23 protein-coding genes and 1 tRNA gene are annotated in these 23,318 nt (G+C 61.3%); 13 read left to right on the top strand and 11 right to left on the bottom strand.

Annotated features, from left to right (window positions below; genetic code table 11):
* Positions 1 to 13: 13 nt before the first annotated feature.
* On the bottom strand, positions 14 to 1,309 hold the full coding sequence (locus ACLFLU_RS00325; protein ID WP_426410403.1) for a glutamate-5-semialdehyde dehydrogenase: 1,296 nt from the start codon (positions 1,307 to 1,309) through the stop codon (positions 14 to 16).
* A gap of 194 nt (positions 1,310 to 1,503) precedes the next feature.
* Between ACLFLU_RS00325 and ACLFLU_RS00320 the strand changes: the two genes are divergently transcribed.
* Together ACLFLU_RS00320 and ACLFLU_RS00315 are read left to right on the top strand one after the other, a co-directional pair.
* Positions 1,504 to 1,782: a type II toxin-antitoxin system ParD family antitoxin gene (locus ACLFLU_RS00320; RefSeq protein ID WP_426410402.1), complete on the top strand. Its 279-nt coding sequence runs from the start codon at positions 1,504 to 1,506 to the stop codon at positions 1,780 to 1,782.
* Positions 1,772 to 2,068 (top strand): type II toxin-antitoxin system RelE/ParE family toxin, encoded by a 297-nt coding sequence (locus tag ACLFLU_RS00315; RefSeq protein ID WP_426410401.1) that lies wholly within the window; start codon positions 1,772 to 1,774, stop codon positions 2,066 to 2,068. Before ACLFLU_RS00320 ends, ACLFLU_RS00315 begins: the two co-directional genes overlap by 11 nt.
* A 6-nt stretch (positions 2,069 to 2,074) precedes the next feature.
* Here the strand turns inward: ACLFLU_RS00315 and proB are convergent, their stop codons facing one another.
* Positions 2,075 to 3,196, bottom strand: a complete 1,122-nt coding sequence (proB, locus tag ACLFLU_RS00310) for a glutamate 5-kinase (protein ID WP_426410400.1) — start codon at positions 3,194 to 3,196, stop codon at positions 2,075 to 2,077.
* Between the two features lie 188 nt (positions 3,197 to 3,384).
* Between proB and ACLFLU_RS00305 the strand changes: the two genes are divergently transcribed.
* Together ACLFLU_RS00305 and ACLFLU_RS00300 are read left to right on the top strand one after the other, a co-directional pair.
* Positions 3,385 to 4,362, top strand: coding sequence for a Bug family tripartite tricarboxylate transporter substrate binding protein (locus ACLFLU_RS00305; protein ID WP_426410399.1), 978 nt, complete (start codon positions 3,385 to 3,387; stop codon positions 4,360 to 4,362).
* Between the two features lie 27 nt (positions 4,363 to 4,389).
* Positions 4,390 to 4,899: a hypothetical protein gene (locus ACLFLU_RS00300; protein WP_426410398.1), complete on the top strand. Its 510-nt coding sequence runs from the start codon at positions 4,390 to 4,392 to the stop codon at positions 4,897 to 4,899.
* Positions 4,900 to 5,029: 130 nt separating this feature from the next.
* Here ACLFLU_RS00300 and ACLFLU_RS00295 read toward each other — a convergent pair whose 3' ends face one another.
* From ACLFLU_RS00295 to ACLFLU_RS00285, 3 genes are all read right to left on the bottom strand, one after another.
* Positions 5,030 to 6,664 carry an alkaline phosphatase family protein gene (locus ACLFLU_RS00295; protein WP_426410397.1) on the bottom strand — a complete coding sequence of 545 codons (1,635 nt, stop codon included), beginning with the start codon at positions 6,662 to 6,664 and terminating at the stop codon, positions 5,030 to 5,032.
* 231 nt (positions 6,665 to 6,895) lie between these two features.
* On the bottom strand, positions 6,896 to 7,936 hold the full coding sequence (gene obgE / locus ACLFLU_RS00290; RefSeq protein ID WP_426410396.1) for a GTPase ObgE: 1,041 nt from the start codon (positions 7,934 to 7,936) through the stop codon (positions 6,896 to 6,898).
* 85 nt (positions 7,937 to 8,021) lie between these two features.
* A complete protein-coding gene (locus ACLFLU_RS00285) occupies positions 8,022 to 8,504 on the bottom strand; it encodes a MaoC family dehydratase (protein WP_426410395.1) in 483 nt (160 codons plus the stop codon).
* Between the two features lie 118 nt (positions 8,505 to 8,622).
* Between ACLFLU_RS00285 and ACLFLU_RS00280 the strand changes: the two genes are divergently transcribed.
* Positions 8,623 to 9,537, top strand: a complete 915-nt coding sequence (locus ACLFLU_RS00280) for a DMT family transporter (protein WP_426410394.1) — start codon at positions 8,623 to 8,625, stop codon at positions 9,535 to 9,537.
* A gap of 193 nt (positions 9,538 to 9,730) precedes the next feature.
* Here ACLFLU_RS00280 and ACLFLU_RS00275 read toward each other — a convergent pair whose 3' ends face one another.
* The 3 genes from ACLFLU_RS00275 to rplU all read right to left on the bottom strand — a co-directional run bounded on the left by ACLFLU_RS00275 (position 9,731) and on the right by rplU (position 11,227).
* Positions 9,731 to 10,324, bottom strand: a complete 594-nt coding sequence (locus ACLFLU_RS00275) for a GNAT family N-acetyltransferase (protein WP_426410393.1) — start codon at positions 10,322 to 10,324, stop codon at positions 9,731 to 9,733.
* Positions 10,325 to 10,478: 154 nt separating this feature from the next.
* On the bottom strand, positions 10,479 to 10,748 hold the full coding sequence (gene rpmA, locus ACLFLU_RS00270; RefSeq protein WP_027533352.1) for a 50S ribosomal protein L27: 270 nt from the start codon (positions 10,746 to 10,748) through the stop codon (positions 10,479 to 10,481).
* Positions 10,749 to 10,846: 98 nt separating this feature from the next.
* Complete coding sequence (rplU, locus tag ACLFLU_RS00265; protein ID WP_234684355.1) at positions 10,847 to 11,227, bottom strand: 50S ribosomal protein L21; 381 nt, start codon at positions 11,225 to 11,227, stop codon at positions 10,847 to 10,849.
* 332 nt (positions 11,228 to 11,559) lie between these two features.
* On the opposite strand from rplU, the gene ACLFLU_RS00260 reads away from it, so the two are divergent.
* A complete protein-coding gene (locus ACLFLU_RS00260; protein ID WP_426410392.1) occupies positions 11,560 to 12,711 on the top strand; it encodes an ROK family protein in 1,152 nt (383 codons plus the stop codon).
* A gap of 188 nt (positions 12,712 to 12,899) precedes the next feature.
* Here the strand turns inward: ACLFLU_RS00260 and ACLFLU_RS00255 are convergent, their stop codons facing one another.
* The gene (locus tag ACLFLU_RS00255) at positions 12,900 to 13,763 is read right to left on the bottom strand and encodes an alpha/beta fold hydrolase (protein ID WP_426410391.1); all 864 of its coding nucleotides are present in this window, start codon (positions 13,761 to 13,763) and stop codon (positions 12,900 to 12,902) included.
* 198 nt (positions 13,764 to 13,961) lie between these two features.
* Here ACLFLU_RS00255 and ACLFLU_RS00250 point away from each other — a divergent pair.
* Positions 13,962 to 14,051: transfer RNA gene (locus ACLFLU_RS00250), tRNA-Ser, on the top strand.
* 139 nt (positions 14,052 to 14,190) lie between these two features.
* On the opposite strand, the gene ACLFLU_RS00245 is transcribed toward ACLFLU_RS00250, so the two are convergent.
* Both ACLFLU_RS00245 and ACLFLU_RS00240 read right to left on the bottom strand, forming a co-directional pair.
* Positions 14,191 to 14,478 carry a DUF3892 domain-containing protein gene (locus ACLFLU_RS00245; RefSeq protein WP_426410390.1) on the bottom strand — a complete coding sequence of 96 codons (288 nt, stop codon included), beginning with the start codon at positions 14,476 to 14,478 and terminating at the stop codon, positions 14,191 to 14,193.
* Positions 14,479 to 14,618: 140 nt separating this feature from the next.
* Positions 14,619 to 14,804, bottom strand: a complete 186-nt coding sequence (locus ACLFLU_RS00240) for a hypothetical protein (protein ID WP_426414234.1) — start codon at positions 14,802 to 14,804, stop codon at positions 14,619 to 14,621.
* A gap of 231 nt (positions 14,805 to 15,035) precedes the next feature.
* On the opposite strand from ACLFLU_RS00240, the gene ACLFLU_RS00235 reads away from it, so the two are divergent.
* The 6 genes from ACLFLU_RS00235 to ACLFLU_RS00210 all read left to right on the top strand — a co-directional run bounded on the left by ACLFLU_RS00235 (position 15,036) and on the right by ACLFLU_RS00210 (position 23,255).
* Entirely contained in the window at positions 15,036 to 15,665 is a 630-nt protein-coding gene (locus ACLFLU_RS00235; RefSeq protein WP_426410389.1) for a restriction endonuclease subunit S, read from the top strand.
* An 8-nt stretch (positions 15,666 to 15,673) separates the two neighbouring features.
* Complete coding sequence (locus tag ACLFLU_RS00230) at positions 15,674 to 17,200, top strand: N-6 DNA methylase (protein WP_426410388.1); 1,527 nt, start codon at positions 15,674 to 15,676, stop codon at positions 17,198 to 17,200.
* Positions 17,190 to 18,470: a restriction endonuclease subunit S gene (locus ACLFLU_RS00225; RefSeq protein ID WP_426410387.1), complete on the top strand. Its 1,281-nt coding sequence runs from the start codon at positions 17,190 to 17,192 to the stop codon at positions 18,468 to 18,470. The genes ACLFLU_RS00230 and ACLFLU_RS00225 overlap by 11 nt, the downstream gene beginning before the upstream one ends.
* A complete protein-coding gene (locus tag ACLFLU_RS00220) occupies positions 18,467 to 21,436 on the top strand; it encodes a type I restriction endonuclease subunit R (protein WP_426410386.1) in 2,970 nt (989 codons plus the stop codon). The genes ACLFLU_RS00225 and ACLFLU_RS00220 overlap by 4 nt, the downstream gene beginning before the upstream one ends.
* Positions 21,433 to 22,173 carry a M48 family metallopeptidase gene (locus tag ACLFLU_RS00215; RefSeq protein ID WP_426410385.1) on the top strand — a complete coding sequence of 247 codons (741 nt, stop codon included), beginning with the start codon at positions 21,433 to 21,435 and terminating at the stop codon, positions 22,171 to 22,173. Before ACLFLU_RS00220 ends, ACLFLU_RS00215 begins: the two co-directional genes overlap by 4 nt.
* 326 nt (positions 22,174 to 22,499) lie before the next feature.
* Complete coding sequence (locus ACLFLU_RS00210) at positions 22,500 to 23,255, top strand: LysR family transcriptional regulator (RefSeq protein WP_426410384.1); 756 nt, start codon at positions 22,500 to 22,502, stop codon at positions 23,253 to 23,255.
* Positions 23,256 to 23,318 lie beyond the last annotated feature (63 nt).

Here is a 23,318-nt window from a genome sequence, read left to right as displayed (position 1 = left end):
CTCGCGCCATGCCTTACGGCCGCGTCTGCCCTGTGCCGTGAACGCGATATTTGAAGCTCGTCAGCTGTTCGGCACCAACCGGACCGCGCGCATGGAAGCGGCCGGTGGCGATGCCGATCTCGGCGCCGAAGCCGAACTCGCCGCCATCAGCGAACTGCGTCGAGGCGTTGTGCAGCACGATCGCGGAATCGACTTCGCTGAGGAATTTCTTCGCAGCCACGTCGTTCTCGCTGACGATCGCATCGGTATGGTGCGAGCCGTGATCCTGGATGTGCGCGATCGCGCCGTCGACGCCGTCGACCACCTTCGCCGCGATGATCGCGTCGAGATATTCGGTGTCCCAATCGTCTTCGCTAGCAGGTTTTACGCGCGCGTCGGCTTTTTGCACGGCGTCGTCGCCGCGCACCTCGCAGCCGGCCTCGAGCAACATCTCGACCAGCGGCTTCAGGGTCTTTGCAGCCGCTGCGCGATCGACCAGCAAGGTTTCGGCCGCGCCGCAGACACCGGTGCGGCGCATCTTGGCATTGAGGACGATCGACTTCGCCATGGCGAGATCGGCGCTGCCATCGATGTAAACGTGATTGACGCCTTCGAGATGCGCGAACACCGGCACGCGCGCTTCCTGCTCGACGCGCGCGACGAGGCTCTTGCCGCCGCGCGGCACGATCACGTCAACGGCGCCATTGAGGCCGGACAGCATCATGCCGACCGCCGCGCGGTCGCGCGTCGGCACCAGCGTGATCGCAGCTTCGGGCAGGCCGGCTTCGCGCAGGCCTTGCACCAGGCATTCATGGATGGCGCGGCAGGAGCGGAAACTGTCGGAGCCGCCGCGCAGGATCACCGCATTGCCTGATTTCAGGCACAGCACGCCGGCATCGGCCGCAACATTCGGCCGGCTCTCAAAGATCACGCCGACGACGCCGAGCGGCACGCGCACGCGCTCGATGGTCATGCCGTTCGGCCGCTGCCAGCTCTCGGTGACGATGCCGACGGGATCGGCGATGCCGCGCACGACGGCGATGCCTTCGGCCATGCCTTCGACACGCGCCGGCGTCAGCGTCAGGCGGTCGATGAAGGAGGAGGTGGCGTTGCCGGAGGCGCGAGCCTCGGCGACGTCCTCGGCATTGGCGGCAAGGATCGCCGCAGCATTGCCGCGGATTGCCCGCTCCATGGCGTCCAGCGCCCGGTTCTTCTGCTCCGGCGGCGCCAGCGCCAGCACGCGCGCGGCGGCGCGGGCACGGGTGGCGAGATCGGACATCAGGGCCTGGAGATCGGCATTGCCGTCAACGGCTTTAAGGGGGGCGGCCATGGGGAGTTCAACCTTTTGCTAAGGCAGTGTCCTAGCACGGAAATCCCGCTTTTGCGAAGGGCGGGACAGGTATGGCAGGGGCCCGGCTGGCGCCGCTGGGTCGGCCAATGGCCTGGTTGTTTGGGAGGCCGGACGGATCCTTGCGGGATGCTCAAATATCAATAAATATCATTATCTGATAACGGAGCTTCCCAATGGCGAGCAGCTACAGCATCGGAAAGCATTTCGAGGAGCTGATCGACAATCTGGTCGATAGCGGCCGGTACGCCACCGCGAGCGAGGTGATGCGCGAAGGTCTGCGCCTCGTCGAGGAGCGTGAAGAACGGCGCAAGGTCAAGCTGGAGGCGCTACGGGAGGAAATCCAGAAGGGTTTTGACAGCGGGCCGATGGAAGAGGTCGATGTCCAGGAATGGATGAACGACATCAAGGCGCGGGGACGGCAGCGACTGGCCGCGCGCAAACGTGGCGAATAGATTTCGCAAGGCTCCACAAGCCGACCAAGATCTCGATTCGATCTGGGACTTCATTTCCGCCGACAGCGTTCGGGCCGCCGACAAGCAGATCGCGCGCATCGGAGAGATATTCGAAATGCTTGTGGAGAATCCGCTGGCTGGGCGCGAACGTCGAGAATTGCGAGCAAACCTGCGCAGCTTTCCCGCCGGCAACTACGTGATCTTCTATATCCCGTTACCCGATGGTGTCGAGATCATCCGCGTGATGCACGGCCGCCAGGATATCGGCGCCGACGACATGCAATAGCCGGCGTTACCCGCCCACCACCAGATCGTCGCGGTGGATCATCTCGGACCGGCCGCTGATGCCGAGGATGGTCATTACATCTGGGGACGAGCGGCCCTTGATCCGCTCGGCGACCTCGGCGTCGTAGGCGATCAGGCCGCGGCCGACCTCGCTGGTGTCGGGGCCGCGGACGATCACGGCGTCGCCGCGGGCGAACTGGCCCTCGACCTTGATCACGCCGGCCGGCAGCAGGCTAGCGCCCGCGCGGAGCGCCGTCACGGCGCCGGCGTCGATGGTCAGCGTGCCCTTCGGCTCCAGCGTGCCCGCGATCCAGCGTTTTCGCGAGGTGATGGGATTGGCGGGCGTCAGGAACCAAGTGCAGCGGCCGCCATTGGCGATCGCCTGCAGGGGATGCTCGATCTTGCCGGACGCGATCAGCATGTGCGTGCCGCCGGTGGTGGCGATCTTGGCCGCCTCGACCTTGGTGCGCATGCCGCCGCGCGATAGTTCGGACTCGGCGTCTCCCGCCACTGCCTCGATCTCGGAGGAGATGCTGTCGACGACCGGAATGAGCTTGGCGTTCGGATTGTTCTTCGGCGGCGCGTCGTAAAGCCCGTCGATGTCCGAGAGCAGGACGAGCAGGTCGGCGCTCGCCATGGTGGCGACGCGCGCGGCGAGGCGGTCATTGTCGCCGTAGCGGATCTCGTTGGTCGCGACCGTGTCGTTCTCGTTGATGACAGGGATCGCGCGCCATTCCAGCAGCTTGCCGATGGTGGAGCGGGCGTTGAGATAGCGGCGGCGTTCTTCGGTGTCCTGCAGCGTCACCAAAATCTGTCCGGCGTCGATGCCGTGAGCCCCGAGCACCTCCGACCAGATCCGCGCCAGCGCGATCTGGCCGACGGCGGCGGCAGCCTGGCTCTCCTCCAGCTTCAGCGGCCCGCGCGGCAGCTTGAGCCGGCTGCGGCCGAGCGCGATCGAGCCGGAGGAGACGACGAGGACGTCGCGTCCCTCCTTGTGCAGCTTCGCCATGTCGTCGGCGAGCGCGGCGAGCCAGGACGCCCGCACCTCGCCCCTGTCGGAATCGACCAGCAGCGCGGAGCCGACCTTGACGACGATGCGGCGGAATTGACTGAGTTCAGGGCTGGCCATGGCGCTACGGGACGGAATTGCTCGGAAAACGGCGGAGCGAAAGGGGCGGCGCCGATGAGGCTGCTTTTGCAGCAGGACGATGGCCGGCGCAAGGCGGCCTGGATGGTAAACGGCGAACGTCGGCCTTGTCTCGCGGGCTGGGCTGGCTCTAATGGCCCCAACCATAATGGGCTGGAAAGAGGAAGCGTATGGATCGCCGCAAATTCATGGCCGGATGTCTCGGGGGATATCTTGGCCTGCCGCTGCTGGCGCAGGCGGGTGAGGCGCAAGCGCAGGCCGGGCTGACAAAGATCATCTTCCCGTTTGCGGCGGGGGCTGGCGGCGACACGCTGTGTCGGCTGATCGCGCAGGAAATCTCCCCGGTGCTGCAACGGACCATCGTGGTCGAGAACCGCACCGGCGGTGATGGGCTGATCGGTATCAAATCCGTGAAGGGTGCAAGCCCCGACGGCAGCATGGTGCTGGTGACGACAGGGCCGACCATGTACCTGCTGCCGATGGTGGAGACGACACCGAGCTTCGATACGGCGAAGGATTTCATGCCGGTGTCCCTGCTTGCGCGGTTCGAGTTCGCCGTCGTGATCGGCCCCGGGATCGATGCCTCCGATTTCAAGGGATTCGTCGCGTGGCTGAAAGCGCATCCTGACAAGACGTCGTTTGGCGTCCCGAGCAACGGCACCATTCCGCATTTCATGGGCTCCAAGCTCGAGAAGGATCTCGGCATTCCGCTGACGCGTGTGCCTTATCGTGGTAGCGCGCCGATCCTCAACGACATCATCGGCGGCCACATTTCCTTTGGGATCACCACGCTGGCAGACGCGCTGCCGCAGTATCGCGCCAAGGGCGTGACCATCATTGCGGTGTCGAGCGCGGAGCGGTCGCCGTTCGCGCCTGATGTTCCGACGCTGAAGGAGAGCGGCATCGATCTCGTCGCCGATGCCTGGTACGGCATGTGGCTTCCCGCCGGCAGCCCGCCGGAGTTTGCGACCAAGCTTGGCGCGGCCGCAAGTGCGGCGCTCGCCAAGCCCGAGGTGAAGGAGAAGCTGACGGCGATCGGATTGATCCCGGTCGGCAGCAACGCGGATGGGCTGACCAGGGAGCTCGCAGCGAACACGGCGTTCTGGCAGCCGATCGTGAAGGCAACGGGTTACAAGATCGAGAATTAAAGCCTGATCTTAACTGAGGTGCTGGACATGACGCAGCGCTTACTCGGTGCTGCCCGGTTATTTGCCAGCAATTATCAGCTCGTCGTGTGCGACGATCCATTGAGCTCGCTTGGCAGCGAGGATGACTGGAACTGGGATGCTGCGAAATCCAAACGCGGTTTTGCCGGCGTCCCCGCGTTCCGGATGATCGGCACGGAAGCGGACCTCAATGATCATTGGATTGAGCTGATATCAAGCGATCAGCCGCCTTCGCCGGACGAATGGCAGCGGATTACCTGCGTGCATTTCCATTCCGGAAGCGGACGGATCCACGTCATGTCGGTGATCGACAATAATGCGGCAATCACCGCGGATGTCGAGCGGGGCGATTACGCAATCTATATGGCAGGGCAAAATCTTGGAATCGATCAGTTGAGTCTCGGCGAGAAGACGAAATTCTCGGATGCCGAAATAGCCGAGCGAAAGGATATCGAGTGGTACCGACTCTTTCTGGTGCGGGGTAAGCCGGAATTTGAAGGGCGCGTGCTTGATCGCTAGCTAGCCGGTGCTCTATCTCTTATCCTGAGGAGCGCGCTCCTGCGCGCGTCTCGAAGGATGGAAGGCCCGGCTGTGGCAGCGGGGCCTGCATGATTCGAGACGGCGCTGTCGCGCCTCCTCACCATGAAGTCTACATCTTCGCGCGCTGCGCGATCCCGTCCTTGATGGCCGCAAGCTCGGCTTCATCCCAGATCCCGATCAAAATCCCGCCCCTCACCTGGAGCTGGTTGTCGGCATAGTTCGCGATCTTCTGGCGCGGCGTGGTGATGTGGTCGTTGGGATGCAGCGCCCAGTCGAACAGCTCGGCCTGCAACCGCGCGATGATGCCGGCGCATTCGGGATCATCGCCGCGATCGACGTATTCCTGCGGATCGGTTTCGAGATCGTACAACATCGGGCGGAAGCCGGAGGCGTGGATGTACTTCCAGCGGCCGTCGAACACCATGAACAGGCGGCAGCGCTCGATCGGCTGGTTGAGCTTCAGCCGCACGTCCTGCATGGCGTAATCGTATTCGGAGAACGCTACCTTGCGCCAATCGCCCGGCGTCGGACCGCGAAGAAGCGGCAGCAGCGAGCGTCCTTCGAGGATGTGGCCGGGCACCTTGCCGCCGAAATAGTCGACGAAGGTTGGCGCGAGGTCGATTCCCTCCACCAGCGCATCGCTGCGCGTGCCGCGCGTGGCGTCGGCTTCCTTCGAGGGGTCGATGATGATCAGCGGAATCTTTGCGGACTGCTCATGGAATAGATCCTTCTCGCCCATCCAGTGGTCGCCGAGATAATCGCCATGATCGGAGGTGAACACGATCATGGTGGTTTCCAGGAGGTCGCGTTCCTCCAGAAACTTCATCAGCACGCCCATCTGGTCGTCGATCTGGGTGATCAGGCCCATATAGGTCGGGATCACCTTCTCGCGGGCATCGTCGCGCGCCATGTTGCGGGAGTAGCGCATGTCCATATAGGCGCCGAACACCGGATGCGGATTTTGCCGCTCGCGCTCGGAGCGGATCACCGGGATCATGTCATCGGTCGAATACATGCTCGCGTAAGGCTCTGGTGCGATGTAGGGCCAGTGCGGCTTGATGTAGGACAGATGCAGGCACCACGGCCGGCCGTCGGTCTCGGCCTCGCTGATGAAGTCCATCGCGCGCCGCGTCATGTAGGGCGTCTCGGAATGCTCGTCCGGCACGCGCGCGGCCTTGTCGGCGTGCACCAGCAGCCAGCCGTTCTGCAACGAGCCATCTTCCGCGGCGCCTGAATTGGCCCAATGCTCCCACGGGTTCGTCGCTTCAAATCCCTGCTGGCGCAGATACTCGTCGTATTTCGGGCGCGGCCGGCCCGTCGGGTGCAGGCCGTCGTCGCGCTCATAAGGCTCAAAACCGCACTCGGCGACGTGCACGCCGATCATCGATTCCGGCGGGATGCCGAGCGCCTTCATGCCTTCGAGGTCAGGCGCCATGTGGGTCTTGCCGACCAGCACGTTGCGCACGCCGATTGTCTTGAGGTGATCGCCGAGCGTCGGCTCGCCGACGCGTAAGGGCCAGCCGTTCCAGTGCGAGCCGTGCGAGCGCATGTAGCGTCCCGTGTAGAACGACATCCGAGACGGGCCGCAGATCGGTGACTGCACATAGGCCTTCGAGAACAGCACGCCGCGCTTGGCCATGGCGTCGATGTTCGGCGTCTTCAGCGTGGGATGGCCGGTGCAGCCGAGATAATCATAGCGAAGTTGGTCGCACATGATCCAGAGAACGTTCTTCGCGCGCGCCATGCTTCGCCCCTGTCGTTTCTTGATTGATGGATGCTGCGCTATCGAGGGCGCGAAGACAAGCCAGTGATGCGCGCGCCCGTGGTCTCACACTCCGCTGTCGTCCCTGCGAACGCAGGGACCCATAACCACAGGGAGAGGTTTGACGAAGACTCGTTGTTCGGTAGCACGACCGTCCCCAACCGATAAATCACGCGGTATGGGTCCCCGCGTTCGCGGGGACGACAGCGGAGATCACGCCGACCACGGCTCCGCTTCGGCTGCGCTCTTGGCCTTGGCCGAGACCGGGGCCTCGCCGATCACATCCACCAGCGCGCGGAGCGCTTCCTTGACGCCGTCGCCGGTGATGCCCGAGAGCAGCAGCGGCGTCTTCTTGGCCGCGCGCTTCAGCCGGTCCTTCTGCTTCTTCAGCTCATCCGGCTCGACCGCGTCGATCTTGTTCAGCGCGACGATCTCGATCTTGTCGGTGAGCAACCCGCCATAGGCGTCGAGCTCCTTGCGCACCGTCTTGTAGGCTTTGCCGGCATGCTCGCAGGTTGCGTCGACCAGATGCAGCAGCACGCGACAGCGCTCGACATGGCCGAGGAAACGGTCGCCGAGGCCGGTGCCTTCATGCGCGCCTTCGATCAGGCCGGGAATGTCGGCGAGCACGAATTCGCGGCCGTCGGCGTTCACGACGCCGAGCTGCGGATGCAGCGTGGTGAAGGGATAGTCGGCGATCTTCGGCTTGGCCGCGCTGACCTTGGAGAGGAAGGTCGACTTGCCGGCGTTGGGCATGCCGACGAGACCGGCATCCGCGATCAGCTTTAGCCGCAGCCAGATCCAGCGCTCTTCGCCGGGTTGGCCCGGATTGGCGTTGCGCGGCGCGCGGTTGGTCGATGATTTGAAATGCGCGTTGCCGAAGCCGCCATTGCCACCCTCGGCCAGCACGAACTTTTCGCCGACATTGGTGAAGTCGTGGATCAGGGTCTCGCGGTCTTCGTCGAAAATCTGCGTGCCCACGGGGACCTTCAGCACGATGTTCTTGCCGTTGGCGCCATGGCGGTCCGAGCCAGAACCGTTCTCGCCCTTCTGGGCCTTGAAGTGCTGCTGGTAGCGGTAGTCGATCAGCGTGTTGAGGCCATCGGCGACCTCGAGGACGACGCTGCCGCCGCGGCCGCCATTGCCGCCGGAGGGACCGCCGAATTCGATGAACTTCTCGCGGCGGAACGCCACGCAGCCGTTCCCGCCGTCACCGGAGCGGATATAGACCTTTGCTTCGTCGAGGAATTTCATCGGCCATAGGTAGGCCAGCCGGTCCCCCGCGGCAACCCGGACTTACCCGCAAATCGGCCGAATTTCCGCGATTTTGGCCCCTTGCTTAACCCTTCGGGCGGCGGCGGATCAGGAATTTCTGCATGCCTTCAAGCACCAGCTCCTTGCGCTGGTTGAACACGGTGCTCTTGAGCGTCACCGCACCGGTCGTGCGTCCCGGCACGAGCTCGGTGACCTCAAGCGCCGGATAGATCGTGTCGTCGGCGAAGACGGGCTTAAGGAACCGGCTCGACTGCTCGAGAAAGCCGACCAGGGATTCCTCGACCATGAATGGAAACAGGCCTGCGCCGGGCGCGGTATGGATCAGCGTCTGAAAGCCGTGGGCGAGCAGATGCGGCATGCCGCGGGCGCGGCAATATTCCACGTCATAATGCACCGGATGGGTGTCGCCGCTCGCGGTCTGGAAGGCCGCGAACACCGCGGAGGTCTGGGTGCGGCTCGGCAGCACGAAGCGCTCGCCGACCACGAAATCCTCAAACCAGCGTTGCGCGGTGATCATGCGGTGCTGGGCCGGGTCGAAGTCGGTCATTTCAATGCTCTCTGTTCGTGGGCGCCCTATCGCTACCGCGGCGCGAAGAGTGCGACAATCCGTTCAATTCGGCTTGCGCGGGCTTGTCGCGCGCGCCTGCTTGATTAAAACGGCGCCAATGCCCTTCTTCAAAAATCTCTCCGCCTATGACGACCGCTCGGCACGGCTGGCCGGCATCGCCCTCATGGTGCTGTCGATCTTCATGTTCTCGTTCGGCGACGCCATGGGCAAGTTCCTGGTCGGGACGTATTCGGTGGGGCAGCTCTTGTTCCTGCGCGCCTGCGCGGCGCTGCTGCTGCTGTCGCCGATGATCTGGCGGCAGCGTCATCAGTTCCTGCAACTGGAGCGGCCGCGCCTGCAGCTGTTTCGCGTCGTGCTGTCAACGCTCGAGGTGGCCGCCTTCTTCCTCGCCACCGTCTATCTGCCGCTCGCCGACGTCATCACCTATTATCTCGCCGGTCCCATCTTCGTCACCGCGATGTCGGCGATCTTCCTGGGCGAGAAGGTCGGCTGGCGGCGCTGGACGGCGATTCTGATCGGCTTCTGCGGCGTGTTGATCGCGCTGCGGCCGTCGGCGCAAACGGTGAGCCTGCCGGCGCTGATCGCGCTCGGCGGCAGTCTTTCGTTTGCAACGCTGATGCTGATCACCCGCAGCCTGCGCAAGACGCCCGATATCGTGATGGCATCCTCGCAATTCATCGGCACGTTCTCGCTGGGCGCTGTGCTGTCGGCATTCCACTGGGTGCCGCCGACCCCAGGCAGCCTCGTGTTCTTCGCGCTGGCGGGGGTCATTTCGGTGACGGCGCTGTTCTGCGTCAACCGGTCGCTGAAGCTCGCACCGGCGAGCGTGGTGGTGCCGTATCAGTATTCGATGATCGTCTGGGCGGTGATCTTCGGCTTCGTCGTGTTCGGCGATGTGCCGTCGATAGCCACGATTGTCGGCGCCGCGATCATCATCGGCGCCGGTTTCTACATCTACTTGCGTGAGCGCGATCTGGGGCGCGAGAGCGCGGACGTGAATCCGCCTGTTTGACGCGGAAGACACAAGAAGGTCGTCGTCCCGGACAAGCGAGCAAAGCGAGCGCAGATCCGGGACCCATACCCACAGGGAGAAGTTTGGCGAAGACTCGGAGTGGGAGCTTCGCCCGACAACTCCTTCCTGTGGTTATGGGTCCCGGGCTCGCGACTTCGTCGCGCCCCGGGACGACACGCGGTGAGAGCTGGGCCTACCTCATCCTGCGCGCGCTGCTCCAGCTCTTCAGCGACGACCACACCCCGCGCGAGAGGCGGAAGCAGTCGACGGGCGTCGACGAGCCCAGCGCCAGGAAACGGTGCAGTTGCACGCCGCTCCACTGGAAGCCGCACTTCTCCAGCACGTTGCGCGAGGCCGGATTGGTGACGCGCGCACCCGCATAGAGATGGTCATCCTCGAATTCCTCGAAGAAGAAGTCGATCGCGCCGCGCGCGGCCTCGGTGGCAAAGCCCCGGCCCCAATGCTCGACGCCGAGCCAATAGCCGAGCTCGGCATTATCAGGCGTGGAGCGGTCGATACCGACCATGCCGACCGGTCCGCTGTCGTGCTCGATCAGGAACACGGTCTCGCTGCCGAGCGCGGCGGTGGCGCGGATGAATTCGACGGCGTCGTCCTGCGAATAGGGATGGGGGAGACGGCGGGTGTTTTCCGCGACACGGCGGTCGTTGGCGAGGCGGGCGATGGTCCTGACGTCGGCGAGGGTCGGCCGCCGCAAGGTCAGCCGTTCGGTGGCGACGACGCTCGGTCTCGCCTCACGCAAGGTCACGCTCGAGAAGTCCTGCAACATGTCCGGCTCCGTCAAAGTCACTAAGTGAAAAGTGAACTGGTCAAACGAAAGGGGAGGCCGGTTTCCCTGCCTCCCCTGGAGCCTTTGATCTTTCGATCTCTAGGACTCCGCCGGTTCGGTCAAGGACCCGGCGGACTCCAAATTGATCCACCGTCTATTCAGCAGCCTCTGCGAGCGGGAGTACCGCTACGAAAGTGCGGCCGTTGGCTTTGGCCTGGAATTCAACACGGCCCTCGATCTTGGCGAACAGAGTGTGGTCGGTGCCCATGCCGACATTAAGGCCGGGATGCCAGGTGGTACCGCGCTGACGTGCAATGATGTTGCCGGGAATCACGCGCTCCCCGCCGAACACCTTGACGCCAAGGCGCTTACCCTTTGAATCGCGACCGTTGCGCGATGAACCGCCTGCTTTTTTGTGAGCCATGGCTCGTCTCCGAAATCCTGCGTATGTCTAGGTCAATTCCTTGACGGAATCATTTCAAAACTTCTCACGCATCAATTCGTGAATTGGCGTGATCGATTTTATGCGGCGGCTGCTTCTTCTTTCGCGACCTTTTCCCGCTTCGGACGCGGGCCCTTGGTGGGCTTCGCATTGTCCGTCAGGATCTCGCTGATGCGCACCACCGTGATCTCGTCGCGGTAGCCACGCTTGCGGCGCGAATTCTTGCGGCGGCGCTTCTTGAACGCGATGACCTTCGGCCCGCGCTTGTGGTCGAGCACCTCGACGGCCACGGTCGCACCGGCCACCGTCGGCAGGCCCAGCACCGGCGTGTCGCCGCCGACCACCAGAACTTCGCTCAGCTGCACGATCGTGCCGACTTCGCCTTCGATCTTGCCAATTTCCAGGACATCATCCGGAACGACGCGGTACTGCCGGCCGCCGGTTTTGATGACTGCGAACATCGTTGTTTTCCTTCGTGTTCAATCCCGGCCTCACGACGAAGATCGTCAGGGGCCGGCTTTTTGTCAGTCGCTATGGGTTTATGCGAGTTTTGTGCGGGCGGGAGTTATCCCTTTGAAAACCCACGCAAAAACAAGCGGCGCGAGAAACGCCCCGCGCCGGTTGTGGGACTTATAGCCGCCAGGCCCGAAGAGTCAAGGAAAACCGCCGGAAAACGCCCGGATTAGAAGGATTTGGGCCGTTTCCACCTCCGGAAGCGAATCTCGGCCCGCGCTGCAACCAACGGGTTCCCGCGCCGTTGTCCCCGCGAATTTGGACACGGGCAAGGGCTCTCATGGCAACGGACGAACTGGTCGCGACGACGGGCATCGCGCAGCACGGCGCGGGCCGGCTGCCGTCGGTCGATGTCGACAGCTTCAACATCGAAATCAAGGACGAGGACGGCTTCCTCGGCGACCGCGCCAGCAAGGGCGCGTTCCGGGAGATGCTCGACCGCTGGCGCAAGCCCTTGGGCAAATCCGGCGAAGACCCGTTCGGCGACGAGCCCTCGGACCAGATCAGCAAGAAGACCCTGGATGCGATCCTGATCGGCGACGACACCGAGGCGTCCGCGATCGTGCACAGCGCCATCGAGGAATTTGCCCAGCAGCTCGCCTATGTCACGCGGCGCTTCCTCAAGACCAAGGCCTGGGCCAAGACCGAGCGCATCGTGGTCGGCGGCGGCTTTCGCGATTCCCGCCTCGGCGAGCTCGCGATCGCGCGCACGGAAATCATCCTGAAATCCGAGGATTTCAAGATCGACCTGGTGCCGATCCGCGCCCATCCCGATGAGGCCGGTCTGATCGGTGCGCTGCATCTGGCGCCGTCCTGGATTTTCGAGGCCCACGACAGCATCCTTGCCGTCGATATCGGCGGCACCAACATCCGCTGCGGCCTGGTGGAGACGAGCTGGAAGAAGGCCAAGGATCTGTCGAAGGCGAAGGTCGTCAAATCCGAGCTGTGGCGCCATGCCGATGACGAGCCGACGCGCGAAGGCGCGGTGAAGCGTCTTATCAAAATGCTGAAGGGGCTGATCACGGAAGCCGAGACCGAAGGCCTCAAGCTCGCGCCCTTCATCGGCATCGCCTGTCCCGGCGTGATCAATGAGGACGGTTCGATCGAGAAGGGCGCGCAGAACCTGCCCGGCAATTGGGAGAGCAGCAAATTCAACCTGCCGGCGAGCTTGATCGACGGCATTCCGCAGATCGGCGAGCACGACACCGCGATCCTGATGCACAATGACGGCGTGGTTCAGGGCCTCTCCGAAGTCCCGTTCATGCAGGATGTCGACCGCTGGGGCGTGCTCACCATCGGCACCGGCCTTGGCAATGCGCGCTTCACCAACCGCCGCAAGGAAGGTGGCAACGGCAAGGACCGGGATTCCAAGGAGAACGGGAAAAAGGCGAAGGAAAACAATAAGGAAAACAGCAAGGCCGACAAGGAGTAACCTTGACTGGTTAGGTTAAGGGACGGATTGCGTTGCGGGAAGCCGCCTGCCCGCTAGGGTCGAATCGTCGCCTCAAGCGGGCCTGCGAAGCCGCCCTTCCTGGCCAGCATTTCGATGAGCGGCACGGGACCGCCAGTGTTTACCGCGTCTGGCGGTCCCACCCGTTCTTCCCACTGTCCTGCTGTCATTCAGCTCCATCCGATCCGCTGAAAGAACGCCGCGATTTCCGCCGCTGCGCGATCCGGATTCTCGCGATGCGGGAAGTGTCCGACACCCGGAAACATCGCGAGATCGAGCTCGGCAAACGTCTCTCCCAGCCGGTCGGTCCAGGCATAGGGAAACAGCGGATCGTGCTCGGCCCAGCGCACGCAGGTTGGCACGTTGATCGGCGGCAGCTGCGGCGCTTCGCCCTTCATCATCGCGACGCGGCCTGCATGCGACGCGCGATAATGCGCAAATCCGCCGGCAAGATTGCCGTCCTCAAAGAATTTGTCGCCGAAGATGTCGAGGACGTCGTCGAACGCGTCCTTGCGATGGGCCCAATTCCGCAGGAAGTGCGCAATATAGAGTCGGCAGCTCTCGCGGCTCGCCCCGACGAGCGCCGGCGCCATCTCCATCTGGTGGAAGGACTGGTACCAGATGTGATTGAGCCGGTCGGGCGCGGCCATGCGCGGCCCGATGCCGGGATAGACGAAATCGAAGAAGAACAACCCGGCGAGCCGCTCGGGCGCCTGGCGCGCGAGCGGCTGCATCACGGCGCCCCCGACATCATGGCCGACCACCCCGAATCGCTCGATGCCGAGTCCGTCCATCAGCGCCTGCATGTCGGCCGCATGGCCTTCCGGCCCAAAGGGCCCGTCCGGCTTGTCGCTGTCGCCAAAGCCGCGCAGATCGGGCGCTATCAGCGCAAAACGGTCCGAAAGCCTGGATATCACCGGCTCCCAGGTCAGCCAGAATTCCGGCCAACCATGCAGCAAAAGCAGCGGTTTGCCCTGTCCGGCGCGAACCACGTGGAATTCGGCGCCATTGGCGGAGATCGTCAGGTGCTCCATGGCAGTTCCTCCCGTCCAAAGCGTTTTCAAGCGAAGTGGACCCCGGTTCGCGTCAAGAAAACGCGTCAAGCAAGAATTGAGCTGGTGTGGGGCTGAAAGAGGCAGCGGATTTTCCCCTTTCGCGCCTTGTCTGGCCCGCCATCCTCGCCTATTAACGCCCCCAACCACAGGGGCCCTGCTCCTACTATGGCGCCTTCAGGAGAGGTGGCAGAGTGGTTGAATGCACCGCACTCGAAATGCGGCATAGGTGCAAGCCTATCGGGGGTTCGAATCCCTCCCTCTCCGCCATTACATTCAGCTCTCCTTAGAGATCTCCGGTGCGAGCCACCAAAATTCTCCGAGTGGACAGGTGACGGTTCCTCTGACGAGCGAAAGGATCCGCGAGATTTCTCGCGGATCCTTTCGCTCAATTACTGTGCCGCTGCCGTTAGCTGCACTCTTTCAGAGCGAGCAGGTTGTCCTTCCAAATCCCGTCAGCGTAGGTCTGGAGGAATTTATTTCCGGCGGCGCTCGTCCGGACGCCGACCCAGGCTGTCGCGCCGCCCTCGGCGGTGTAGAAGCGATGGGTTTTCTGCTCGATGAAGCGGACCACGTTCGGAACAGTTTCCTTCCACTGTCCTGAGCCATCCGGATTAGGTCCGCCAACATGAGTAATGTGCTCGTGAGGGCTATTACGGTTCGGTTTATTGACGCAGTCGATCCTGTAGTCAGCCATGGGCTGCCACCTTTCATCAGATAAGGATGACCCGTCCGAAGCTGCCGGGTCATTGATCTTTGGGAAGGGGCCAGCTAGATTCGTGGTGTTCAAGACACGACTAGCGGGGCTTCGGCCCCGAGGTTTAGGAAAACCGGCTGTTAGCGCAGCCGGTTTTCCTTCCATGCGACCTTCGGAACCAAGTAGGGCCCCTTCGGCGGCAAGTCCTTGGCGGCGGCAGCCGGAACTCCCGGAAACCGCGAGCCGCCTTTTACTTCAGCGATCCGCCCCTGATTCACACCGAAAAACGCTGCGATATCGTGGTGCCGGTCGCCGCGCTCAATCATGCCTCTGATCAACGCGGCATCCGCTGCCGTCAGTGTGAGCCCGCTGGGCTCCGCTCGTGTAGCCATCAATCACTCCTGTGGCCGGTTGCAAAAGCCAGACTCAGGGTCTGGTTGGCACAAGATGGTAGAGATTTCGGTAATTTCAATAGAAAATCTAGAAATTATAAGTCGTAGTCTATTACGTTTCAATTTCGTATTGACTTCAGTAGAAAAAGTACGCACAAAAGGACCATGCTGGACCACAGATTGCAAGGGAAAACAGGGTTTGGCCGTCGCCTCGGCGACGTTGCAGAGGTTTTTGCCGGGATCGGGGTCTCTCGTGAGGAGACAAAGGGCCGCTCCGGCGAAACATCGCCTGTTATCGGCGTTCGCGATCTTCTGGATGGCGATGTCACGTCCCTTGATCGATTGGACCGGGTCACTTTCGCAGACCTGCGGCGGGTCGATACCTACGCGGTGCGTATCGACGACGTCCTTGTCACGGGCCGAGGCACAGCGCTCAAGTTTGGTCTCGTAGGCGAGGCTACAGCCGGAGCGATCGCGAGTGGCAATGTCATCGTCGTCCGTCCCGGGCCAGACGCGACTGGTGGGGCGCTTTTCGCAATTCTATCGAGCGAGGTGTTTCGTCCCAAGATCGAGATGCTACGCCGAGGGGCGACTACGCTGTTGTCGCTATCCCCGAAGGATTTCGCGAAACTCGAAATCGATTTGCCACCTCTTGATGAGCAGCGACGCATCGCCGCGCTCGTCAGCGACGCCCAGACCGCATACCGCAGCGCCATCGAAGCCGCTGAAATCCGACGCACCCTCGTGCGGCGGCTGATCGATGCGCGCCTATTCGGTGACAACCAACAACATTGAGGAAAAAAATGGCCAAGCTCACACGCGCTGAACTCGAAAGCCATCTCTGGAGGTCCGCCGACATTTTGCGAGGCTCCATCGATAGCTCTGACTACAAGATCTACATCTTTGGCTTCCTGTTCTTGAAGCGTCTTTCGGATCGCTTTGAGGAGGAGGCCCAAGAGTGCATCCGCACAGGGCTCCCGGCGGACGTTGCCTATAATGACCCGGATGAGCACGAGTTCTTTCTTGCTGAACGCGCCCGGTGGTCGGAACTGAAAAAACTGACGACTGGGATCGGCGACCAGCTCAACAAGGCTTGCGCGGCGATTGAAGACGCCAACCCCTCAATCGAGGGCGTGCTTGCCAATATTGATTTCAATTCTGAATCGCGTCTCGGCGACGCGAAGAACCGAGAGGGTGTGCTTGCGCGACTGATCGATCACTTTTCCAGGATCGATCTTTCTAATACAGCGCTGTCGGAGCCGGACATGCTCGGGCGCGCGTACGAATATCTGATCGACAAATTCGCCGATGACGCCGGCAAGAAGGGTGGGGAGTTTTATACGCCCTACCATGTCGTGCGCCTGATCGTCGATTTGCTGGACCCAAAGCCCGGCATGCGCATCAGCGATCCCACGTGCGGCTCGGGTGGCATGTTGATCCAGAGTGCAGACCACGTAGCTCAGCTAGAAGGGAAACGGCTCGGCCAGCCGATCAACATCACCCTCCACGGACAAGAAAAAAACCTGGGCACTTGGGCCATCGCAAAGATGAACCTGTTGCTGCACGGGCTAAGCGACGCCCGGATTGAAAAGGGCGACACGATCCGCAATCCGCGTCTACTCGATACGGATGGTAACTTGATCCTTTATGATCGCGTCATAGCCAATCCGCCATTCTCGCTCGATGCCTGGGGTGCGGAGGATGTGTCCGGTGAGAATGAGAAAAAGGGTTACAATCGCTTCATCTACGGTATTCCGCCCAAGAACATGGGGGACCTTGCTTTCGTTCAGCATATGGTAGCGACGCTCAACGCGAAGGGGGTATGCGGTGTAGTCATGCCGCATGGCGTGCTGTTTCGCGGATCTGGAGACGGACGTATTCGTGAGGGAATGCTGAAGACAGATTTGTTCGAGGCAATTATTGGTCTGCCGGAAAACCTCTTCGCTGGCACTGGAATTCCTGCGACGGTGCTGATCCTCAACAAGGCGAAAGCACCTGAACGCAAGGGCAAAGTGCTGTTCGTCCACGGTGCGAAGGAATTCGAGGAGCGACCGAAAAAGAACATCTTGAGCGGGAACAACATTACACGCATCGTCGATGCCTTTCAGGCGTGGAAAGACGAAGATCGGTTCTGCCGCGTCGTCGACATACGAGAGATTGAGGAGAATGATTTCAACCTCAACATCTCTCGGTACATTGACACGCTGGAGCCCGAAAAGCCGATCGACGTAAAAACGGAACTTGGAAAGCTTTGGGCAGCTGAAAAGGTGCGGGACGATGCTGCCGCGCGCATGAACGCCCTTCTCAAGGAGATGGGCTATGTCGGCTAACGGCCAATGGCCTCCGATGAAGATCGGCGATCTCATCCGGGAAAGCCGGACCAAGGGGAGTAATGGCAGCAGTGCGAAAAAGCTGACAATTCGGCTCTACGGGCGCGGCATCGTAGCGAGCTCAGATCGCGGCGGGAGTGACGCGACGAACTATTTCATCAGACGAGCTGGCCAGTTCGCCTACAGCAAGCTGGATTGCCTCAACGGGGCTTTCGGGATTATCCCTCCGCATCTAGACGGGTATCAGACGACGCTTGATCTCCCGGCTTTCGACTTTCTCGGGGTGGTCGATCCCGATTGGTTTTTGAAAACTGTCGCTCGTCCGAGCTTCTACGGCCGTTTCAAGTTCGCAGCCATCGGTTCGCGGAAGGCAAATCGTGTTCCGACTGACGAATTTCTTGCCACTCGCCTTAGCATTCCTCCCCTCGCCGAACAGCGGGCGATTGCTGGGGTCTTGGGCGCGGTGGAGGAGGTTATTGCGAGCACGGAAACGCTTATTAAGGCGATTGCCGATGCCAAACACGCGACAATGCGTGAGCTACTCACGCGCGGCATCAGGCGCTCTAACGTACCTATGAAAGCGCTTCCCCATCGTTGGGTACTCGGGCGCATTGCGGAAGGCTTGACGCATCTCCCGAATGATTGGGAACTCGTGACCTTGACCAAGGTTGCCAAACTCGAAAGCGGACATACGCCGGACCGGAAGGAGCCCACCTACTGGGACGGTAGCATTCCCTGGATTTCGCTTCAGGATGCGAACGCGCTATGCAAGCTCACGATTTCGGAGACAGCCGAAACGATCGGTCCCGAAGGGTTGGCCAACTCATCCGCGCGGCTGTTGCCGGCCGGAACCGTGGTTCTTCAGCGAACAGCGAACGTCGGTCTAGCGTCAATCATGGAACGCGAGATGTGTACCAGTCAGCATTTCGCTAATTGGATATGCGGGCCCAAGCTTCACCCCCAATACTTGCAACAAGTCTTCCGGCACATGTCGCGCGAATGGCAACGCTTAATGGCCGGCAGCGTACTTCCGGATATCTACATGGACACGTTCAAGGCGCTCCAACTTCTTCTCCCTCCGTTGCAAGAACAGAAGCGAATCGGTGAAGTTGGTGCCGCTTTCGACCGACGAATTGAACTTGAGCGCGATGCTCTAGAAGCCCTGATCGAGAATCGCGTTGCGCTCGCCCAAGAACTTCTCTCCGGTCGTCTTCGCCTCGCCGAAAGCATTATCGCGCGCCATAGCGACAAACCGGGGAAGGCGGCATGACTGCGGCCAGCGATGCGCTTGAGCTGGAATGGGTCGAGGAGCCTGCTGCTGATCTCTTGCGCGTTTTGTTCGATTATCAGGCGCTTTCACCTAATGATATCCGCCATCTGCGGGAGGGACTGGCTACCGAGCCGGTTCTGACTTTGCGCCTCGCCGCATGCCTAGCGCGCCTCAACCCGTGGCTTGCCGAAGATGGGGTGCGCCGCGCCGTCGCGGCGGTGACCCGCATCGCGGCCGTCGATTTGATGGAGGCCAACGAAAGCGCCCACACGGCTCTCTCTTATGGCGTTACCGCACCCCACACTGAGAACGGCCGTCGGCAGGACCGCACCGTGCGGTTCTTTGATTTTGACGATCCATCTGCCAACGTATTCGAGTTCGCTCGGCAGGTCTCAATCAAGGGACCGCGCCAGGACGTCATCCCGGATATCGTCGTCTACGTGAACGGATTGCCACTCGCGGTCATTGAATGTAAGTCGCCTGCGCTCGCCGATCCTATCGGCGAGGCCATCCGCCAATTCCGTCGATATCAGGGCCGCGATGAATTTTCGGGGCTTGGCGCACCTCGCCTATTTGAGACGGCGCAATTCTCGATTGCACTTGCCCGCGACGTGGCGAAGTACGGCACGACGCTAACGCCCGCGCGACAGTGGGCGGAATGGAAGGACCCGTATCCGCTCGCTCTCGATCAACTCACTGCGCAACTTGGACGCACGCCAACGGGCCAGGATATCCTGCTTGCAGGCCTGCTCGCCCCTGCAAATCTCCTCGATCTTGTACGCAATTTTGTGATGTTCGAGACGATCGATGGCCGGCGCGTCAAGAAGCTTACGCGCTACCAGCAGTTCGTCGCTGTCGGCAGGGCAATCGAACGCATCCGGACAGCCGTAAATCCCCAGCGCCGAGGCGGGGTTATCCATCATACCCAGGGCTCCGGAAAATCGCTGACCATGGTGTTTCTCGCGACGAAACTCCGCCGCTTGCCGGAGGCCGAAAATCCGACACTTGTCATCGTAACCGATCGCAACGATCTCGACGATCAGATCACTGCCCAGTTCAAACGCTCGGGCTTTCCAAACCCTGTTCAAGCCGAGAGCGGCGAAGCATTACGTAAAGCTGTCGCCGGTGGTGCAGGAACGACGGTTTTGACCACTGTACACAAGTTTCACAGCGCCGTACCGAAGCGGTCCTCAGTTATCTCTAGTGCAAGAAACGTGTTCGTCATGGTAGACGAGGCGCACCGAACGCAATACGGCGCGCTCGCCGCGCGGATGCGCGCCGGCCTGCCCAACGCCTGTATGCTTGCCTTTACCGGGACGCCCATCGACAAGAAAGATCGGAGTACGCGCGAAGTTTTTGGTGACTATCTGCATCGGTACCTCATTGATCAGGCGGTAAAGGACGGCGCAACCGTTCCGATTTTTTACGAGATGCGTGATGCGCGGTTGCGGATCGACGGGCGTGACCTTGTGAAGGATATTCGGTCTGCGTTTCCGGAACTCTCCGACGAAGAAATTGAGAAGCTGAAACGAGGGGTGAGGCTTCAGGAGAAGCTTGCAGGTGCGCGGGTCCGGGTTGAGGCGATCGCAAAGGATATCCTAGAGCACTATCGGACAACGATAGAGCCTAACGGCTTCAAGGCGCAAATCGTCACGGTGAGCCGCGACGTGGCTGTGAGCTATGTCGAAACCTTGCGTCGATTTGGCGCGCCGGAATGTGCGCTCATCATGTCAACATCCAACAGCGATAGCGCACGGCTGCAAGCTCATCATCTCTCGAAAAGAGAGCGTGATAATCTCATCGCCAGGTTCAAGCGACCGGACGATCCGCTGAAGATATTGGTCGTCTGTGACATGCTCCTGACCGGTTTCGACGCGCCGGTTGAGCAAGTTCTCTATCTTGATGCTCCATTACGGGAACACACGCTCTTGCAGGCCATCGCACGAGTGAACCGAACTGCGGACGGCAAGACTTATGGACTTGTAGTCGACTATTGGGGCGACAATCGGCGCATCACTGATGCGTTGGATCTGTTTTCAGAAGAAGACGGTGTATCGAATGCGCTCCGCCCGCTCTCCGAGAAAATCCAGCTTCTTGAAAGCCGTCACCGGGCCGCTATGAGACTGTTCGAGGGCATTGATCGCAGAGATGAAGCGCTGTGCCTTGCGCTGCTTGACCCTGATGATGTTCGGGCGAAATTCGAACTGGACTTCCTTCGCTTTTCGGAAGCGATGGATATGGTTCTTCCGGACCCAAAGGCTTTGGAAGAGCCCTATGTCTCAGATCTGAAGTGGCTGGCACGGCTGCGCGTAACCGCCCGACGGGCGCACTATCAGGAGCCGTTCGATCCGAAAGACTACGGTGCGAAGGTTGGCCAAATCGTCGCCCAGCACCTCTCCGCAGAAGGCGTTGAGCAACTTCTCGCACCCCGCGATATCCTTGACCCGGCATTTAAGCAGCATCTCGACGCCATGTCGTCACCGGAAGCGAAGGCTGCGGAAATAGAACATGCGATTCGTCATGAGATCCACGTTCACCGCGACGAAAACCCGACCGCCTACGCCTCGCTATGGGAGCAGCTAGAGAAGATCGTCAACGATCGGCGGCAGGCCCGCGTCTCTGCTGCTAGCGCGCTTGCGCGACTGCAGGAAATTTCGTCGCAAGTTTCAGGTGCGCGTGCCGGTGGTAGCGTTTCGGGGAAGGGCCTTACGGGGACGGCTGGAGCGATTCTGCCCTTCATTGACGATGATGTTTCAGTCGAGGCGCGCACCAGCGCTGCGACCGACGTTGCGAAGGCGTTAGAGACCTATGCGGTAGTCGTTGATTGGCAGCACAAAGAGGACGTCCAGCGTCAGATGCGTCGAGCGATCAAAGAGCGACTTCGAGCGATCGGCCTGGGCGCATCAAATATCGAAGCGGCCACGGCCAAGGTGATGGACGTAGCACGGGCGAGATTAGCGCGATGACTGCCCACCTTCCACTTAGTCTTAAGTTCGGCGGTGAAATCGTCAACTTCTCGATTGAGCGCACCTTGCGAAGAAAAACCGTCGCGATATCGGTCGGCTACGACGGCGTTCGCGTTCTAGCACCATTCGATTTGGACGACGAACGGGTCATAAGGATTGTTCGCGAGAAGGGACCATGGTTGCTGCGCAAGCAGGCCGGTTATCGGGAGCTTGGTGGCGCTCCAACTTATCGCGAGTTCGTCAGCGGCGAAACATTCCACTATTTGGGTCGGCCGTACCGGCTCAAGGTTGTGCCGGATAAGGCTGCCGTTCTTGTCCGAATAACGGCGCGAGGCTCGTCGCTAGTTGCGCCAGTATCGCCAGATACCAGTCCCTTAGTCCGCCGCGCTGCCGTAAGGGGTGCGTTGCGACACTGGTATCGCGACCACGCAAAAGTGCATTTTTGCGATCGAGCATCCTACGCTGCCGAGCGGCTTGGGATTGCAGCTCCGACTGTTCGTGTTGTGGACCAGTCAAAGCGGTGGGGAAGCTGTGATGCACGCGGGACCATACGTCTGAATTGGCGATTGATAATGGCTCCGATGCCGCTGGTTGACTACGTCGTCGCGCACGAAGCTTGCCACGTTCTCGAACACAACCATTCACGGCGGTTCTGGCGCTCGTTAGAAACCATTATGCCAGATTACGAGAGACGGGTGCGCAGGCTCGATGCGCTGGGACATCTATATGTGTGGTAACTCGGCGATTTCTGCTCGTCTCCGACGCCTCTGAATGGATTGAGCATCTCCGCACCGAGGCCAACGTGTGCGGAAGCTGACGACTGGGAATTTTGCCTTGCGGGCATTTCTTGTTTGATTTTCAGATTAAGCCCTTATTCGGGGCCGTTATCGTCGGGCATGCGTCGTTCGCAGAAATGTTCACGAAATATCATATAGTTAGTTAAATTTGGTAGACGCCGTGCCGGCAACTGCTGTCTACTGTGCATGGGGTTGTTTTCGACATTTTTGTTGTCCGGCCGCGGATGCTGCGCGCGGACCAGGGCCATCGGCCGAGGACCCGACGGATGACGGCTAAAATCGATCTCCTCACGCTGCAATTGTTCGTGGCGATCGTGGAGGAGCAGAGTATCGCGAAGGCGGCGGAGAAGAAGAACATTGCCGCGTCCGCGGTCAGCCGCCGCATCTCCGATATCGAGGACCTGTTCAAGGTCGAGCTGCTGCGGCGCCATTCGAAGGGGATCGAGCCGACACCTGCCGGTTTCGCTTTGCTCGAGCATGCCCGCATCATCCTGGGAAACCTCAGCAAGCTCGAGGCCGAGCTGACGGGATTTCGGCAGGGCAAGCGCGGGCTGATCCGGGACTGTGCCAACAAGTCCGCGATCCTTGAAGCGCTGGCGGACGAGCTCAGCCTGTTCCTGGAACGGCATCCGCTGGTCCACATCGACGTCGAGGAGGATCTCAGCCCCGCGATCGTGCGCGCGGTGGTGGAGAACCGGGCCGACATCGGCATTTTCGGCGGCAACATCGACGGACAGGATCTGGAGCTGCTGTCCTATCGCAGCGACAGCCTGGTAGCGCTGGTCACGCGCGATCACCCGCTAGCGGGCCAGGGCAGCGTTCGTTTCCGCGAGCTGGTCGATTTCGACTTCGTCAGCCTGGAGAAGGGCAGTTCGATCGAGACGCTCTGTGTCAGGGCCGCCGCGGCGCTCGGGCAGCACATGAAGGTGCGCATCCGCGTCAGCAGTTTCGATGCGCTGTTCCGCTCTCGCGTGAGGGCGTGCGTGCCCGGTGCCCCCGCCGCCAGAGCGGTGATAGGTTGAACCTGCCACCGGCGCGGTCCGACCAACATCGCGCGGCTGGCAGGGAGCCAGCCGCCGGCGGGC

This window comes from Bradyrhizobium ganzhouense (assembly GCF_049949285.1).
In the GTDB taxonomy this organism is placed as follows: Bacteria; Pseudomonadota; Alphaproteobacteria; order Rhizobiales; family Xanthobacteraceae; genus Bradyrhizobium; species Bradyrhizobium ganzhouense.
Note: the sequence above shows the minus strand (reverse complement) of the source record. Positions and strands in the feature narration are given on the sequence as shown.